Annotated in this window: 14 protein-coding genes; 9 read left to right on the top strand and 5 right to left on the bottom strand. The window is 71.0% G+C overall.

The window, feature by feature from the left end; translation table 11 throughout:
• Window positions 1–346 precede the first annotated feature (346 nt).
• Window positions 347–1,117, bottom strand: coding sequence for a helix-turn-helix domain-containing protein (locus AB0F89_RS19580; RefSeq protein WP_367138932.1), 771 nt, complete (start codon window positions 1,115–1,117; stop codon window positions 347–349).
• Window positions 1,118–2,197: 1,080 nt separating this feature from the next.
• Here AB0F89_RS19580 and AB0F89_RS19575 point away from each other — a divergent pair.
• The 3 genes from AB0F89_RS19575 to AB0F89_RS19565 all read left to right on the top strand — a co-directional run bounded on the left by AB0F89_RS19575 (window position 2,198) and on the right by AB0F89_RS19565 (window position 5,063).
• The gene (locus AB0F89_RS19575) at window positions 2,198–2,845 is read left to right on the top strand and encodes a winged helix-turn-helix transcriptional regulator (protein WP_367138188.1); all 648 of its coding nucleotides are present in this window, start codon (window positions 2,198–2,200) and stop codon (window positions 2,843–2,845) included.
• A gap of 429 nt (window positions 2,846–3,274) precedes the next feature.
• Window positions 3,275–3,838 carry a hypothetical protein gene (locus AB0F89_RS19570; RefSeq protein ID WP_367138186.1) on the top strand — a complete coding sequence of 188 codons (564 nt, stop codon included), beginning with the start codon at window positions 3,275–3,277 and terminating at the stop codon, window positions 3,836–3,838.
• 4 nt (window positions 3,839–3,842) lie between these two features.
• Window positions 3,843–5,063, top strand: coding sequence for a DUF6239 family natural product biosynthesis protein (locus AB0F89_RS19565; protein ID WP_367138184.1), 1,221 nt, complete (start codon window positions 3,843–3,845; stop codon window positions 5,061–5,063).
• Between the two features lie 41 nt (window positions 5,064–5,104).
• On the opposite strand, the gene AB0F89_RS19560 is transcribed toward AB0F89_RS19565, so the two are convergent.
• Complete coding sequence (locus AB0F89_RS19560; RefSeq protein ID WP_367138182.1) at window positions 5,105–6,232, bottom strand: winged helix DNA-binding domain-containing protein; 1,128 nt, start codon at window positions 6,230–6,232, stop codon at window positions 5,105–5,107.
• 142 nt (window positions 6,233–6,374) lie between these two features.
• Here AB0F89_RS19560 and AB0F89_RS19555 point away from each other — a divergent pair, with 142 nt between their 5' ends.
• The gene (locus tag AB0F89_RS19555; protein WP_367138180.1) at window positions 6,375–6,713 is read left to right on the top strand and encodes a VOC family protein; all 339 of its coding nucleotides are present in this window, start codon (window positions 6,375–6,377) and stop codon (window positions 6,711–6,713) included.
• A gap of 44 nt (window positions 6,714–6,757) precedes the next feature.
• Here AB0F89_RS19555 and AB0F89_RS19550 read toward each other — a convergent pair whose 3' ends face one another.
• The 3 genes from AB0F89_RS19550 to AB0F89_RS19540 form a co-directional block, all read right to left on the bottom strand.
• A complete protein-coding gene (locus AB0F89_RS19550; protein WP_367138178.1) occupies window positions 6,758–7,174 on the bottom strand; it encodes an RbsD/FucU family protein in 417 nt (138 codons plus the stop codon).
• 46 nt (window positions 7,175–7,220) lie between these two features.
• On the bottom strand, window positions 7,221–8,684 hold the full coding sequence (locus tag AB0F89_RS19545) for a family 43 glycosylhydrolase (RefSeq protein WP_367138176.1): 1,464 nt from the start codon (window positions 8,682–8,684) through the stop codon (window positions 7,221–7,223).
• Between the two features lie 348 nt (window positions 8,685–9,032).
• Window positions 9,033–9,320 carry a hypothetical protein gene (locus AB0F89_RS19540; RefSeq protein WP_367138174.1) on the bottom strand — a complete coding sequence of 96 codons (288 nt, stop codon included), beginning with the start codon at window positions 9,318–9,320 and terminating at the stop codon, window positions 9,033–9,035.
• 309 nt (window positions 9,321–9,629) lie between these two features.
• Here AB0F89_RS19540 and AB0F89_RS19535 point away from each other — a divergent pair, with 309 nt between their 5' ends.
• The 5 genes from AB0F89_RS19535 (at window position 9,630) to AB0F89_RS19515 (ending at window position 14,369) form a co-directional block, all read left to right on the top strand.
• Window positions 9,630–10,550, top strand: a complete 921-nt coding sequence (locus AB0F89_RS19535) for an arabinan endo-1,5-alpha-L-arabinosidase (protein ID WP_367138930.1) — start codon at window positions 9,630–9,632, stop codon at window positions 10,548–10,550.
• Between the two features lie 198 nt (window positions 10,551–10,748).
• Window positions 10,749–12,014 carry an ABC transporter substrate-binding protein gene (locus AB0F89_RS19530; RefSeq protein ID WP_367138172.1) on the top strand — a complete coding sequence of 422 codons (1,266 nt, stop codon included), beginning with the start codon at window positions 10,749–10,751 and terminating at the stop codon, window positions 12,012–12,014.
• Entirely contained in the window at window positions 12,011–12,982 is a 972-nt protein-coding gene (locus AB0F89_RS19525; RefSeq protein ID WP_367138170.1) for a carbohydrate ABC transporter permease, read from the top strand. The genes AB0F89_RS19530 and AB0F89_RS19525 overlap by 4 nt, the downstream gene beginning before the upstream one ends.
• Window positions 12,979–13,803 (top strand): carbohydrate ABC transporter permease, encoded by an 825-nt coding sequence (locus AB0F89_RS19520; protein ID WP_367138168.1) that lies wholly within the window; start codon window positions 12,979–12,981, stop codon window positions 13,801–13,803. Before AB0F89_RS19525 ends, AB0F89_RS19520 begins: the two co-directional genes overlap by 4 nt.
• A complete protein-coding gene (locus tag AB0F89_RS19515) occupies window positions 13,800–14,369 on the top strand; it encodes a hypothetical protein (protein ID WP_367138166.1) in 570 nt (189 codons plus the stop codon). Before AB0F89_RS19520 ends, AB0F89_RS19515 begins: the two co-directional genes overlap by 4 nt.
• The last annotated feature ends 132 nt before the right edge of the window (window positions 14,370–14,501 follow it).

The following is a 14,501-nucleotide window of genomic DNA, read 5'->3' as shown; positions in this document are numbered from 1 at the left end:
GGCGGCGGGCCCGAGGGCCGTTCCGGGTGGGTGAACGGTTACCCAGCGTGCGGGCGGCGGTGTGGACGGCGCGCCGCCGGCCGACGTCGTGGAGCGCCGGCGCCTTCGTGGTGACTTCGGTTCGGCGTAGCCCGCGCGGTGCGGAGGAGCGCGGAGAGCTTCAGCGCCCGGCCTTCGACCGGCGGCAGCTCGGCGCCGCGCGGGAGGCGGAGGGGCGTTCTTCGCACACGTGCCGGGGCGGTGTCGCGGCGGCAATAGCGGCAATGGTCCCGAAAACGGTCCGCAAAACGGCGAAGACCCGCCGTCCGAGGGGAACGGCGGGTTCTCCTATCGGGGGTGTCGCTGGTCAGCTCGCGTCGGCATCCATGGCGACGGTGCGGATGTAGGGCAGTGCGAGCAGGACCGGTGGGTCGAGCGTGCCGATCGGGCGCAGGCTCAGGTCGACGTCCTTGACCTGGTCCCCCGCCCGGACCGAGATCGGACCGTGCGACGCCACGTTCAGCGCCTGGTCCTTTCCGAACGGCGCCTCGCCGAGCATCGCACCGCGCCCCAGTGCCACGGAGTGAGCCAGCAGGTGCCAGGTGCCCGCGGGCACGTTGGTCAGGACGTACGGTCCCGGCCGGTGGAGCATCGAGCACCGGACCGGCTCTCCCTGCGGAATGCGGTCCGGGAACAGGCCCAGGAAGATGATTCCGGGCGCACCCCCCAGAGGTGCGTTGATCTCGCCTTGCACAGTGGACGTCCGCGCGTCCGGACTCCTGCGCGCCATCGGGATCGGCGGAGTGAGTCCCCCCAGTTGGCGATACGTCGTCGGCGAGACGCCGACACTGCTGCGGAACCTGGAGCTGAACGTGCCCACGCTGGTGTAACCGACCCGATGGCTGATGTCGGTCACGGCCAACGAGGTGCACACCAGCAGCCGTTTGGCCTCCTGGAGGCGGATGGCTGCCAGGAATCGGCCGGGCGAGACACCGGTGACCCGCTGAAATGCCCGGGAGAAGTGGAACTTGCTGTACATGGCGGTACGGGCCATGTCATCTATGGTGAACTGCTCACCAAGATTCTCGTGCATGAAGTCGATGACACGGCCTACCGCCCGTTCTATTACGTCCTCCACTACGACCCCCAATTCGCAGATGTAATGAAAGGTGGAACACGCCCGCCCCGGCGCGCCGGGTGGCTTCGAGCGGTGCTGAACTGACGCAGCTTCGCGCCACAACCCCCAGTGACCCCCCGGACCTTCATTACGAACCCCCCAGTCCCCCATTATCCCCGATTTTTGCAAGCTACCAGGGGCGCAACAGCCTGCGCAAGGAGCGCAGATGTCCCGTACCAGCACATCCCATGATCGCGACGGGCCCCTCTCGTTGATCTTGCAAACGACCTTCGAGGCGCATTTCCGACATGCGTGCAACGGAAAGTGATAATTCGGTTACCCACCGAATACTGCGCCTTTCGGGTGATCCCGCGTAACGCCGGCGCCACCACCTCCGACAGGCCGCGCCACCCGCCGCGACGGTCCGTCACGCCGACCTCCCCCGTATATCGACAGCGGATGGACGCCCGTTTTACGCGGAGATAGGGCAACCACGAAGATGCGACACCAGCGGCCCCCGGGGGAGGATGGTGCAACTCCAGGACGCGTCGACAACGGGTATTCCCACCGCCGTCGACCACCGGCTCGAAGACCCCGCCCCGGCACATTTGCGAATGGGCGGCGACGGCGCGCGGGCTGGACCGGCGGGTCCCTCGGGCCGGCCGGCGGGGGACGGCGACCGCCCACTCCGGACACCAGCCGCGGCGCGGCGCGCGCACGGCGGCGCGGCGTCGATCGAGGGTCCGATGTGGACCGGACCGGCGGATGCGTTGCCCTTCCGGGCATGGGGCCGCGCGGATGGGCCGGTACCAGCCCATCCGCGCGGGTGGCGGTCGTCAGTCCCGGTAGGACGTGGACGCCGCCCGAGCGTCCCGCCCGGGCGGGCTGGGGGTCCCGCCGCGGGGCCGGAACGCGGCATCGTGAGCGGGGTCCGACGCCCGTCGGACGCGCCGCGACCCGGCCCGGGGGCCGCGATCACCGGCGTCCCCGGAACCTCGGCCCGCTTCGACGTCGTGATCCGGCAGCCTAGGGGTCGTTGGTCCTAAAAAGCAACCATGTGGTGTGGATCCCGTAGCGTTCTTCCGCTTAGACTGCTCGCCCGTGGCGACCAAGCGGAGGTACGTCGACGGGTGCTCGACGGCCCACGCGCTCGACCTGGTCGGGGAGCGCTGGGCGCTGCTGGTCGTGCGCGAGCTGCTGTACGGCCCGAAGCGGTTCACCGACCTGCGCACGGGACTGCCCGGCGCGAGCCCGAACGTGCTGTCGCAGCGCCTGCGCGAGCTGGACGAGGCGGGCGTGCTGCGCCGCACGAGGCTCGCCCCGCCGGCCGCCGCGTGGGTGTACGAGCTGACGCCGTGGGGCCACGAGCTCCGCCCGGTGGTCGCCGCGCTCGGCGTGTGGGGCGCGCGGGCGCCCGAGCCGCCCGGCGAGGGGCCGATCAGCGTCGACTCGATGATGCTCGCGCTGCAGGCGTTGTACGACCCGGCGCTGGCCGAGGGCATGGTCGTCGACGTGGTGTTCCGGATGGGCGAGGACGGCTTCCTCGCCGAGATCACGCCCGCCGGCCTGCGGCTGGCGCGGGAGCCGGTCGCCGAACCGGACGCGATCATCCGGACGGACGCGCTCACGTTGAACGGCATCCTGAGCGGTCGCCTCACGATGGCCGACGCGCACGCTTCCGGCGACTTCGAGGTGCACGGCGACGAAAGCGTCGCATCCCGGTTCCTGACGCTCTTCCCCACGCCGTAACGCCCGGGCAACGGCCCGGTCACGAGCGGACTTCCCGGCCCGACGAGCCGTTCGACCCATAACAAATCACGATCACAGCTCCGGCATGCGCCCGAATGGGCGCACGGCTTGTAACACGGCGCCCCCGCTGCGCGCTTGTTCGAGATTGCTCCGTTCTCCGGACAGCCGCAAGAGCATTCGGCACACCGAAGCAGACATCCCCCGAACGGACCGCAATCCAGAAGAGGAAAAGCGCATCGGAGCGCTATACAGTCGGCCTGCGGGCTCCCGCGCGGTGATCGAGGACGACCACCGTACCGATGCGTGCACAACCCGACTTCTCCGTGTTTGCGCTGTCCGCGCGGAAGCGTTCTTCACGAGCCGGGAACCCGATATCGTCGCAGGTCACGGGGAATTGACCCGGTCGAGCGATCCGCAGCAGGAGGAACCATGGTCGACACACATGCCCACACCCACGCGTCGGGGGGTGCGCTCAACACCCTCCGGCACAAGCCGGCGCTCTACCTCTTCATGCTGATAGTCATCGGCCACTGGGCCGAGCACATCGCGCAGGCGGTCCAGATCTACGCGCTGGGCTGGCCGCTGCCGCAGGCCAAGGGCGTGCTCGGCCTGGTCTGGCCGTGGCTCGTGACGTCCGAGATCATGCACTACGGCTACGCGCTGGTCATGCTCGGGTTCCTGTTCGCGCTGCGCAAGGGCTTCGTCGGCCGCTCGAAGAAGTGGTGGACGATCGCGCTCGGGCTGCAGTTCTGGCACCACATCGAGCACCTGCTGCTGATCATCCAGGCGTCGGTCGGCACGAACCTGCTCGGCAAGCCGGCGCCGACGAGCATCATCCAGCTGATCATCCCGCGGGTGGAGCTGCACCTCTTCTACAACACGGTGGTGTTCATCCCGATGGTGATCGCGATGGTGATGCACCTGCGACCGACCCCGGCGGAGCGCTCCGAGATGCAGTGCACGTGCGCCCTCCCGGTCGGCGCGTCGGCCTGATCCCGTGCACAACCACGGCGCCGTCGGCCTGCCGATCGGCTTCACCCTCCTCCGACTGGTCCTGCTCGGCGCGGTGACCGTGGTCGCGGGCTGGGCCCTGGTCCGGCCGTTCTTCCCCGCCGCGTCGGGACTGCTGACCCGGCGCGTCGTCACCGGGTCGGCGGGTCTCGGCGGCGTCGTGGTGCTGCTCATCGCGGAGGCGACCTGGATGCCCGGGTTCGCCGCGGTGGCGTTGATCGGCTCGCTGGCGGCGCCACCGGCGCTGCGGCGGGTGCCACCGGTCGCCGCCGGGCTCGTGGTGGTGGCTGCCGCCCTGGCGACGGCAGCCGCCGGCACGTGGTTCACCGGGCCGCCGATGTCGTTCGCCTACATCACGCTGATGGCGGCGTTCGTCGGCGTGTCCTGGCTCTCGCTGTGCCCGCCGAACGCGGTGGTGCGGATCGTCGGCGCGGCGCTGGGCATGACGTTGCTGGCCGGTCTCGGCCAGGTGACCATCGCGGGCCAGCTCGCCACACCGGCCACCGGCGACCCGCTGCTGACCAGGGTGGCGCTCGGCGCGGGCCCGGTCGACCTGCTCGTCGTGCCGCACATGCCCGGCTGGAACATCGTGCACACCACCGACACCCCGGTGTCGGTGGGCAACGCGCCGAACGCGCTCGTGCCCGCGCGGCAGCGGGAGGGCGCGACGGGCCGGTGGGCGCTGGTGTGGCTGCCCGAGGGTCGCAGCGACCTGTGGCTGGACCGCGAGGGCGCCCGGACCACCGTCCCGGTGAACACCGGCCGGGTGGCGTGGACCGGACCGGACGTGCGCGGCCCGGAGGGTCCGGACTACGCGTCGGCGGTGCTGGCGGCGAAGCTGACCGGCAAGCGCGGCGACCTGCCGTGGCCGGGGCTGACCGATGCCGACGCGGCGGCGCTGCGGGCGGCGGTCACGTCGATCGGCGGGCCGTTCGACGTCGTGGCGGACGACTCGGGACGCGCGGCCGAGGCGGCCGGGGTCGTGCGCGAGGAGGCCGCGCGCCGGGGCTTCGCCATCACGCCCGGAGCGCCGGACGTCCTGGTGCTGGGCGGCTCCCCTCCCCCGGACCGGCGGTCCCACCTGGCCCCGTGGCTGAGCCCACCCGACCTGACGACGCCGGGGGCGCGCCGGTACGCGCAGGTCCTGTCGGACGCCTTCCCCGGCGAAGCGCCGTCCCGCTCCGGCCTGGCGGCCTGGCAGGGCTGACCGCCCGGTCGCACGCGCACTACGGCGGCGGGTAGGGCCGATCAGCCGGGCAGCAAGCGGACCTCGGCGGCGGGCAGGGCGGTCCACCAGTGGTCGTGGCGGCGGTAGGGCCGCGGCTCGCGGTCGGCCAGGAACGCCACCAGCGAGCGGGCTTCGGCGGCCAGGCCGTCCCACGCGTCCTCCGGCAGCGGGTGGAACGCGGTCGCCTCGACCCCGCCCTCCACCGGCCGCCAGACCCCGGCCACGAGGCCGTCCACCAGGAGGGTCGGCAGCACGTCGCCGTTGGCGCGGATGACCGCTTTCCGGTACTCCGGCGGGATCACGCGGGTGCGGTCGGCGTGCGCGAGCAAGGTGCTGTCCCACATGGCCATCAGCCGCGGCGGGGCCGGGGTGTCCTCGTGCGGCAGCAGCGCGCCGGGGACGTCGAACAGCTCCACACCGCCCGGTCCCTCGTGCCGTTCCACCGCGTCGGCGAGCGCCAGGAGGGCGGCGCGCACCCGGGACCGCTGCACCAGGGCGAACTGCGCCACGTCCGCCACCGACGCGGGCCCGAAGCCCTCCAGGTACCGCCGCACCAGCGTCGGCAGGCACTCGTCCGGCGTGGCCGAGGCGATCGGACCAACGGTGGCGTAGGACGGCCGGTGCCCGAACGACCACGGCCCGCCCGTCGGCACGTGCGCCAGCGGCGCGTACGTGCGCAGCGCCCACCACACGCCCTTCGGCGGGACGCCGAGCCGTTCGCCGAGCCACGCCTCGAACTCCGCCACCGCGCGCGGTCGGGCGGCGAACTCCAGCAGGGGCGGCACGAGCGCGTCCGCGTCCGCGGCGGACAGCCCGCTCGACGTGAACCGGCGGTCGCCGAGCCGGGAGCCGCGCAACGTCGGCCGCAGGGCCGTGTGCAGGACCTGCCGCTCCGAGCCGTGCACCACGTGCAGCGTGATCCGCATCAGCGTGGCCTTCACCAGCGTGCCGTCGGCGAAGGCCGCGTCCAGCGCGGCCGGGTCGAAGCCCGCGACCCGGTTCCACAGCGCGACGTACGGCGAGGCGGGGTGCTGGGCCTGGATCGCGACCACGCGGCGGACCGCGTCACCGACGGCCAGCGCCTCGCGGCGCAGGAGCGCCTGCCTGCCGAGGGTGGCGCGGTTGAGGCCGCGGGCACTGATGCGCATGCCGCGCAGTCTGCCCCAGCGCGGCGGCCGACCGCGAACCACCAACCTGCGGTCCACAGAGGACTTACTCGATATTGCCCGATCCGCCGCCGGGCGGCCGGAACGATTGACGCCCACCGGGGCGCTCGTTAGCGTCGATCGCGTGACAGCCGAACGCATCGCCCCCGTTGTCCCGACCGACGACCTCGCCGCCGCCGTCGGGCGGTGGTCGGCGCTGCTCGGCGTCGACCCGACCTTTGTGGACGGTGACCGGTGGGCGCAGTTCGACCTGGCGGGCGGGCGGTTGGCGCTGTCCGGCGCGGACCGCGTGCACGACGGCCCGGCGGTGCTGGTGAAGGTGCCCGACCTGGACGAGGCCCACGCGCGCGCGGCGGCGCTGGGCTTCACCGTCGGCGAGATCACCACCGGCCCGCACGAGCGGCGGTGCGTGGCGGTCGGGCCCGACGGGTACGCGGTCATCCTGCACAGCCCGCTGCGCTGAGCCCCGGCCCGCACACCGCGACGGGGTGCGGGCCGGGGCTCGGGTCAGGCGACGAAACCCACCGTCAGCAGCAGGTTCGCGTACAGCCGACCGTCACCGGTGGCCACGCAGACCGCCAGCTCGGGCGCCCGGCACGCCGCGTAGAAGTCCTGCCGGGCCAGCGGTCGCAGCGGCAGGTCCGGGCCGAGGACCCGTTCGTACTCCGCCCACGCCGCCGGCGTGCCCGGCTCGTCCGGGCGCATCGTGTGCACCGCCTCGACCGGGATCGCCGACAGCACCGGCTCCAGCACCTGGTCGACCGAGAGCAGGCCGGGGCGCAGGTTGAGGTGGATCACCTCGGCCCGGTGGTGGACGTTGGTCCGGTGCGCGTAGTTCGCGTCGGCGAGCAGGACCTTCGACCCGTGGCCCGCCGTGGCCAGCGCGTTGAGCAGCGGCGGGTGCAACAAGGGGTAGCGCAACAATTCCGGTGACCTCTCGGTGTGGCGGCGGGTGGTGCTTTCGGGGGTGCTACTCCAGGACGAACGTGGCGTCGGCCCGCGCGACGGTGTCGGTCGCGGTGGTCAGGTTGACGTACGTGCCGTTGTGCCGGATGAACTGGCCGGGGAAGTTCTGCGACTCGAACGACACCGCGGAGCCGGAGGCCAGGCCCGCCCGGCGGAAGAACGACGCGTCGGCCTTGAACGTCGCGCTGCCGTCGTTGCGCTCGACCCACAGCTCGTAGTTGCGGTGCCGCAGGTAGTAGCCCGGGAAGTTGGTCGACTCCAGCGACACCGTGCCCGAGCCGTTCAGGCCGGTGACGACCCGGAACTGCGAGTCGGCCAGCGGGTTCGCGTTCGCCTCGACCCTGGCCCGGTACTCCCAGTGCCGGACGAACCGGTCCGGGTAGTTGTGCGACTTGAGCCGCACCGGCGTGACGCCGTCGGCCACCGGGATGCCGAAGTTCGGCGTGCCGTCGGCGTTCCAGTAGACCTTCTGCACCCTGGTGCGCCGGTTCGGGTCGCGCAGCGGGTCGCCGGAGATGTCGCGGTAGCTGCGGTCGTGGTAGACGAGGATGTCGCTCTGGCCGTCCTCGGACACCGTGAACGAGTTGTGGCCGGGCCCGTACTGGCTGGTGGCGGCGTTGCTGGCGAACACCGGGCTGGAGCTCTTGGTCCACGACGAGGGGTTGAGCAGGTTCGCCGAAGCGCTCGCGGTCAGCATGCCGAGGCAGTAGTTGGCGTCGGTCGCGCTGGCCGAGTAGGTCAGGAACACCCGGCCGTCGCGCTGGATCACCGACGGCCCCTCCGCGACCTTCACGCCGCCGCGGGTCTCCCAGTCCAGCGTCGGCACGGTCAGCCGGGCGACCGTGCCGGTGACCTGCCACGGGTTGGCGCCCATCCGGGCGAGGTAGAGGTTCGAGTTGGTGGAGATGCCCGGCTCGCTCTGCGCCCACGTCAGGTAGCGCACGCCGTTGACCACGAACGTCGACATGTCCAGGGAGAAGGTGTCCCAGGGGACGTTGACCTTGCCGCGCTCGGTCCAGCTGCCGGTCAGCGGGTTGGCCGAGGAGTTCTCCAGCACGTAGGGCCGGATGCGCCAGACGTCGTCGGTGCGGCCGGCGGCGAAGTAGACGTACCACTTGCCGTTGATGAAGTGGATCTCCGGCGCCCAGATGTGCGCGCCCATCTCCCCCGACGAGTGCCTGCGCCAGATCACCGACTCCGACGCGCTCGCCAGGCCCTGGATCGTGGTGGCGCGGCGCAGCACGATCCGGTCGTACTCCGGCGCGGTCGCGGTGAAGTAGTAGTAGCCGTCGGTGTGCTTGAAGATGTGCGGGTCGGCGCGCTGGTTGGCCAACGGGTTCGCGTACTGCACGGCGGGCGTGGCCCGCGCCGCGGGCGTCACCACCACCAGACCCGCCAGAAGGGTCGCGGCCGCCACCGCGACCACCGCCAACCTGCGGGGAATCCACCGGGGAACAGCACTGTCCATCGGTTCCACTCCATCGTGGCGTCGGGATGCGGCTGTTAACGCTAACAGCGGGCGACCGACCAGCTCAAGACCCAGTTACGAGACCTTTGAGGCTCCACGAACGCTCGGAGATCCGACATTCACCGCCGCACCCCATGACGGCGGACGGCCGGCCGGGTTCTCACACAGCACTGGTGTTAACGATAACAATGCGCTACCTTGCTCGACAACGCGCCGGTGGCGACACCCGGCGGTCGACTCGCCGGGTGGGCGGACCAGACTCTCCCCTGGTCCGCCCACCCGGTCCCCAAGCCAGCCGAGCGCCACTCAGGACGCGGGCCAGGTGGCCCGGTGAGCGGTTCGCCGGCCTCACTCGCCCGATTCGCGCCGCTCCGCCATCGTGTCCGGCGCCGACTCCGGGATCTCGGTCCGCACGTCGGAGTCGCGCAGCACTTCGCGGGCCTGCGCCTCGGGGTCGGCGCTGCCGGCCTCCCGCTCCTCGGGCAGCAGGTCGGCCCGGGTCCGCGCCCGCCGGTCGACGTCGTTGCGCCGGTCGAACACCTCCGGCCGGTCGAGGTCGTGCTCGCGCCGGACGCGCTCCTCTTCGGCCTCCGACAGCTCGGTCGCGCCGAGGTCCAGCGGTTCCTGATGCGTCATGCGCTTGCAGTACCCCGCCGACGGTCGGTTGACGCCCATTACTGACGCCTACGTCTGTGAGCGCTAACAGCGCTGGCCCTGCCAGGTTTTCGACCAGCCTGTTAGCGATAACAGGCAGTCTTGCCCACCGCTGCGGGGCTGCGCTACGGTGCCGGGAGCGTTCCCGGTCCGGCTGACCCGGCAGGCGACCGGAAGCGCTTCGCGCTCCACTCAGGACACCCCGCCGCCGCGTCCAGTCCCCTCCGAGAGATCGAGGAAATCGTGGCCGCATCGAGGAAACGCGCCCTGACCGCGCTCGCCGTGATCGCCATGACCGCCGTGTCGGTCGTGAGCGCGCCGCAGGCGTCGGCCTACCCGGGCCCCGGCCGGGTCACCGGTGACATCGGGGTGCACGACCCGAGCGCCGTCAAGCGCTCGGACGGCACCTACCTGATCGCGCACACCGGCAACGGCATCTCGCTGAAGACCTCCACCGACCGCACCGCGTTCCGCAACGCCGGAGCGGCCTTCCCCAACGGCACGTCGTGGGCCAACACCTACACCGACAACAGCCGCAACCTGTGGGCGCCGGACATCTCCTACCGCAACGGGCAGCACTACCTGTACTACTCGGCCTCCACGTTCGGCTCGAACCGCTCGGCGATCTTCCTGGCCACCAGCCCCAGCGGCAACTCCGGCACCTGGACCCACCGCGGCCTGGTCATCGAGTCCCGCACCAGCGACAACTTCAACGCCATCGACCCCGACCTGGTCGTCGACGACCAGGGCCGCTGGTGGCTGAGCTTCGGCTCGTTCTGGTCCGGCATCAAGATGATCGCGCTCAACCCGTCCACCGGCCTGCGGTCCGACACCTCGCTGCGCTCCATCGCGGGTCGCAACGGCGGCGCGATCGAGGCGCCGAACATCGTCAAGCGCGGCAGCTACTACTACCTGTTCGTCTCGTTCGACCGCTGCTGCCAGGGCGCCGCGAGCACCTACCGGGTGATGGTCGGCCGCTCCACCAGCGTCACCGGCCCGTACGTCGCCCGCAACGGCGCCGCCCTGACCTCGGGCGGCGGCACCGAGATCCTGGCCGGTCAGGGCAGCGTCCACGGCCCCGGCCACCAGGACGTGCTCGCCGACGTCGACAGCGACGTCCTGATCTACCACTACTACGCCGACAACGGCGCGTCGCTGCTCGGCATCAACCTGCTCTCCTTCGACTCCGCCGGATGGCCCTACCTGCGATGAGCCCCGCCCGGTCCACCGAGCCCGGTCGCCGCGGTCCGCGGTGGCCGGGCTCGGCCGCGCGACGAGACGCGCGACCACCGGTCGCGGAGGCGCCGAAGTGGGCATTGACGTCGGCGCGACGTGCTCGTAGCCTCCCGGAAAGCGCTTTCCGCCGTGCCGGGTGTCACACTGGGGAGCGGTCGAGACCGGAGGGTTCGAATGGGTGCACTGAAACGTTTCAGAGTCCTGGCGACGTCACTGGTCGCACTGCTGGCCGTCGCGTGCGGCGGTGGCGGTGGCAGCGGTGACGAGACCCAGGCCGGACCCGCCACCCTGCGGTTCTCGTGGTGGGGGAACGCCGAGCGCGCCGAGCTGATGCAGCAGGCGATCGACCTGTTCCAGAGCAGGAACCCGGACATCAAGGTCACGCCGAGCTTCCAGGAGTTCGAGGCGTACTGGCAGAAGATGGCCACCGAGACCGCCGGTGGCAACGCGCCCGACGTGCTGCAGATGGACTTCGCCTACCTCCGCGAGTACTCCGACCGCAACGCGCTCTACGACCTGAAGAAGCAGGAGGGCGAGAACCTCGAACTCGGGGACCTGCTGGACGGCCTCAAGGGCGCCGGCGAGATCGACGGCAAGCTGTACGGCGTGCCGACCGGCGGCAACACCTGGGGCTACATCTACAACCCGGCGCTGTTCACCGAGGCCGGCGTCGAGCTGCCGAAGGACGGCTGGACCTGGGACGACTACCGCGAGGCCATGGCCTCGATCGTGGCGAAGACCGGGGTGCACGGCGGCGGCAACTACATCGGCAGCTACTACAACCTGGAGCTGCAGCTGCGCCAGGAGGACAAGCTGCTCTACACCGAGGACGGCAAGCTCGGTTTCGACAAGGCGCGGCTGAAGGAGTTCTTCGAGGAGGGCAAGGCGCTGGCCGACGCGGGCGCCGTGCTGCCGATCGAGAAGGGCGTGCAGATCAAGCCGTCGTTCGCGCTGGAGCTGGACCTGGTCGCGGGCGACCTCGGCTGGGACAACTTCATGGCCCGCTACGACAAGGGCGCCAAGGCCGAGCTTCAGCTCGGGCCGGTGCCGACCGCGAAGGCCGGGACGTCCGGCCAGTACCTGAAGCCGTCGATGCTGCTGAGCGTGTCGCAGAAGAGCGAGCACCCGGCGGCGGCGGCCAAGCTGGTCTCGTTCATGGTCAACGACCCGGAGGTCGGCAGGATCTTCGGCGCGAACCGGGGCCTGCCGCCGACCAAGGCGCAGCGCGCCGCCGCCCAGCTCGAAGGCCCGCTGGCCGCCGTCGCCGCCTACGAGGAGGGCTTGGAGTTCGGCCCGACGCCGCCCGCGCCGCCGAAGGGCGCCGGCACCCTGGAGCAGGCGTTCATCCGGATCACCGAGGAGCTGCAGTACGGCCGCATCCCGGTGGACGAGGCCGTCGACCAGTTCTTCACCGAAGCCGAAGAGACCCTGGGGTCGTGAGCCGGGCGACGATCGCGCCCGAGCGCGAGTCCCGCGAGGTCGCGGCGGGGCAGGCGGGTCCGGCCAAGCGGACCCGCCTGCCCGGCGACGGCCTGGCGGGTTACCTGTTCCTGTCACCGTGGATCATCGGGATCGTCCTGCTGACCCTCGGGCCGATGGTGACCTCGCTGTACCTGTCGTTCACCGACTACGACCTGTTCAACAGCCCGAACTGGGTCGGGCTGGAGAACTACCAGCGGATGTTCACCGACGCGCGCTGGCTGCGATCGGTGCAGGTCACGGCGCTGTACGTGCTGCTGGCCGTGCCGATCAAGCTGGCCGCCGCGCTCGGGGTGGCGATCCTGCTCAACGGCAAGCGCGCGGGCCAGGGCTTCTACCGGGCGGCGTTCTACGGGCCGTCGCTGATCGGCGGCAGCGTCGGCGTCGCGATCGTGTGGAAGATGATGTTCAGCGACGACTCGGTGGTGGACCAGCTGCTGCTGCGGGTCGGCGTCGACACCGGCGGGTGGGCGGGCAACCCCGACTTCTCGCTGATGATGCTGGTGCTGCTGGCGACGTGGCAGCTCGGCGCGCCGATGGTGATCTTCCTGGCGGGCCTCAAGCAGGTGCCGCGCGAGCTGTACGAGGCGGCCGAGGTCGACGGCGCGGGCCGCGCGCGGCGGTTCTGGTCGATCACGCTGCCGATGATCTCGCCGGTGCTGTTCTTCAACCTGCTGCTGGAGACGATCAACGCGTTCCAGGTGTTCACGTCGGCGTACGTGGTCGGCGGTCCGAACGGGCAGCCGGCCGGGAGCACCCTGTTCTACACGATCTACCTGTTCGACCGGGGCTTCGGCGACTACCGGATGGGTTACGCGTCGGCGATGGCGTGGATGCTGCTGCTCGGCGTGGGCCTGGTGACGGTGTTCCTGTTCCGCACCGCGCGCGGGTGGGTCTTCTACTCCGGGGATTCGGGGGACCGGAAGTGAAGCGGGTGATCTGGCACGTCGGCGCGCTGGCGCTGCTGGCGGTCGTGCTGTACCCGATCGTGTGGGTGGCGGCGGCGACGTTCAAGCCGTCCGAGGCGATCGTGGGCAGCCTGCGGCTGCTGCCGACCGAACCGACGTTCGCGAACTACGAGCGGGTGTTCGAGGGCGTGGTCGGGATCGGCGTGGGCCGGTTCTTCTGGAACTCGGCGGTGCTGGCGGTGCTGTCGGTGGTCGGCACGGTGGCGTCGTCGGCGCTGGCCGCCTACGCGTTCGCCCGCCTGCGCTTCCGCGGTCGGACGGTGCTGTTCTCGGTGATGATCGGCACCCTGCTGCTGCCGTTCCACGTGTTGATCATCCCGCAGTACGTGGTGTTCCAGAACCTCGACCTGGTCGACACCTACGTGCCGCTGCTGGCGGGGAAGTTCCTGGCGTCGGAGGCGTTCTTCGTCTTCCTGATCGTCCAGTTCATCCGCCAGCTGCCGCGCGAGCTGGACGAGTCGGCGAAGATCGACGGGGCGAACCACTGGAGCGTGTTCTGGCACGTCATCCTGCCGCTGTGCCGGCCGGCGCTGATCACGACGGCGATCTTCACGTTCATCTGGAGCTGGAACGACTTCTTCGGGCCGCTGATCTACCTGAGCACCCCGGACAAGTACCCGCTGCCGCTGGCGCTGCAGCTGTTCATCGACGAGTCGACGGGGTCGGACTTCGGGGCGCTGATGGCGATGTCGATGCTGGCGCTGGTGCCGGTGATCCTGTTCTTCCTGTTCTTCCAGCGGTTCCTGGTGGAAGGTGTGTCGACGTCGGGGCTGAAGGGGTGAGGCGGTTCGCGCTGTTCGGCGAGTGCCTGACGGCGGGGCTGCTGGTGCTGCTGGCAGCCCTGCCGGTGGTGACGCTGGTGCCCGCGTTGGCGGCGGGGTGCGCGCACATCAAGGCGCACGTCGACGGGGAGACCACTTCGCTGCGGGCGTTCTTCGAGCGGGTGCGCGCGGGGCTGCCGGGCGGATGGGTCGTGTCGGTGGGGGTGGTCGTCGCGTTCGCGGTGCTGGCGGTGGACGTCGTGCTGCTGCGGGACCGGGTGGCCGGTGGTGGTGTCGTGGCCGTGGTGTGCGGGGTGGCGGCCGTGGGGTTGGCGGTGGTGGTGCTGCGCGCGGCGGCCGTGTGGACGCCGGGGTCGCGGTGGTGGGCGGTGCTGCGGGAGGCTTCGCGTCGGTCGGGGGGTGACCTGGGAGGGTCCGCCCTGCTGGTGATGGCGCTGGCCATGGTCTTCCTGATCACCTGGCAACTCCCGCCGTTGCTGCTGCCGATGGTGGGGTGCGTGCTGATGGCGGCGGTCGCGGTGGACCGGCGGGGGTCCGGAGTCGCGCGGGAGTCCAGTTCTCGCTAATGTGCCTCTGAGCAGCAGGTTTGCTCCGTGAGCAGCTTCACGATCGAGTGAATCTGCCCGCCCGACTTCGCTGTAACGCTGTTTCCATCGCCCTGAAACGTCGGTTAAAACAACGAGGCCGCCCCAACCACC

The organism is Saccharothrix sp. HUAS TT1 (assembly GCF_040744945.1).
Taxonomy (GTDB): Bacteria; Actinomycetota; Actinomycetes; order Mycobacteriales; family Pseudonocardiaceae; genus Actinosynnema.
The sequence above is the reverse complement of the archived record's forward strand: the minus strand, read 5'-3'. Positions and strand labels throughout refer to the sequence as shown.

What these genes read in the sequence shown, in the direction of transcription:
- AB0F89_RS19570 (WP_367138186.1), top strand. Translation starts at nt 3,275, where the DNA reads ATGGTCGACACACATGCCCACACCCACGCGTCGGGGGGTGCGCTCAAC.
- AB0F89_RS19560 (WP_367138182.1), bottom strand. Translation starts at nt 6,232, where the DNA reads ATGCGCATCAGTGCCCGCGGCCTCAACCGCGCCACCCTCGGCAGGCAG.
- AB0F89_RS19545 (WP_367138176.1), bottom strand. Translation starts at nt 8,684, where the DNA reads ATGGACAGTGCTGTTCCCCGGTGGATTCCCCGCAGGTTGGCGGTGGTC.
- AB0F89_RS19540 (WP_367138174.1), bottom strand. Translation starts at nt 9,320, where the DNA reads ATGACGCATCAGGAACCGCTGGACCTCGGCGCGACCGAGCTGTCGGAG.
- AB0F89_RS19535 (WP_367138930.1), top strand. Translation starts at nt 9,630, where the DNA reads ATGACCGCCGTGTCGGTCGTGAGCGCGCCGCAGGCGTCGGCCTACCCG.
- AB0F89_RS19530 (WP_367138172.1), top strand. Translation starts at nt 10,749, where the DNA reads ATGGGTGCACTGAAACGTTTCAGAGTCCTGGCGACGTCACTGGTCGCA.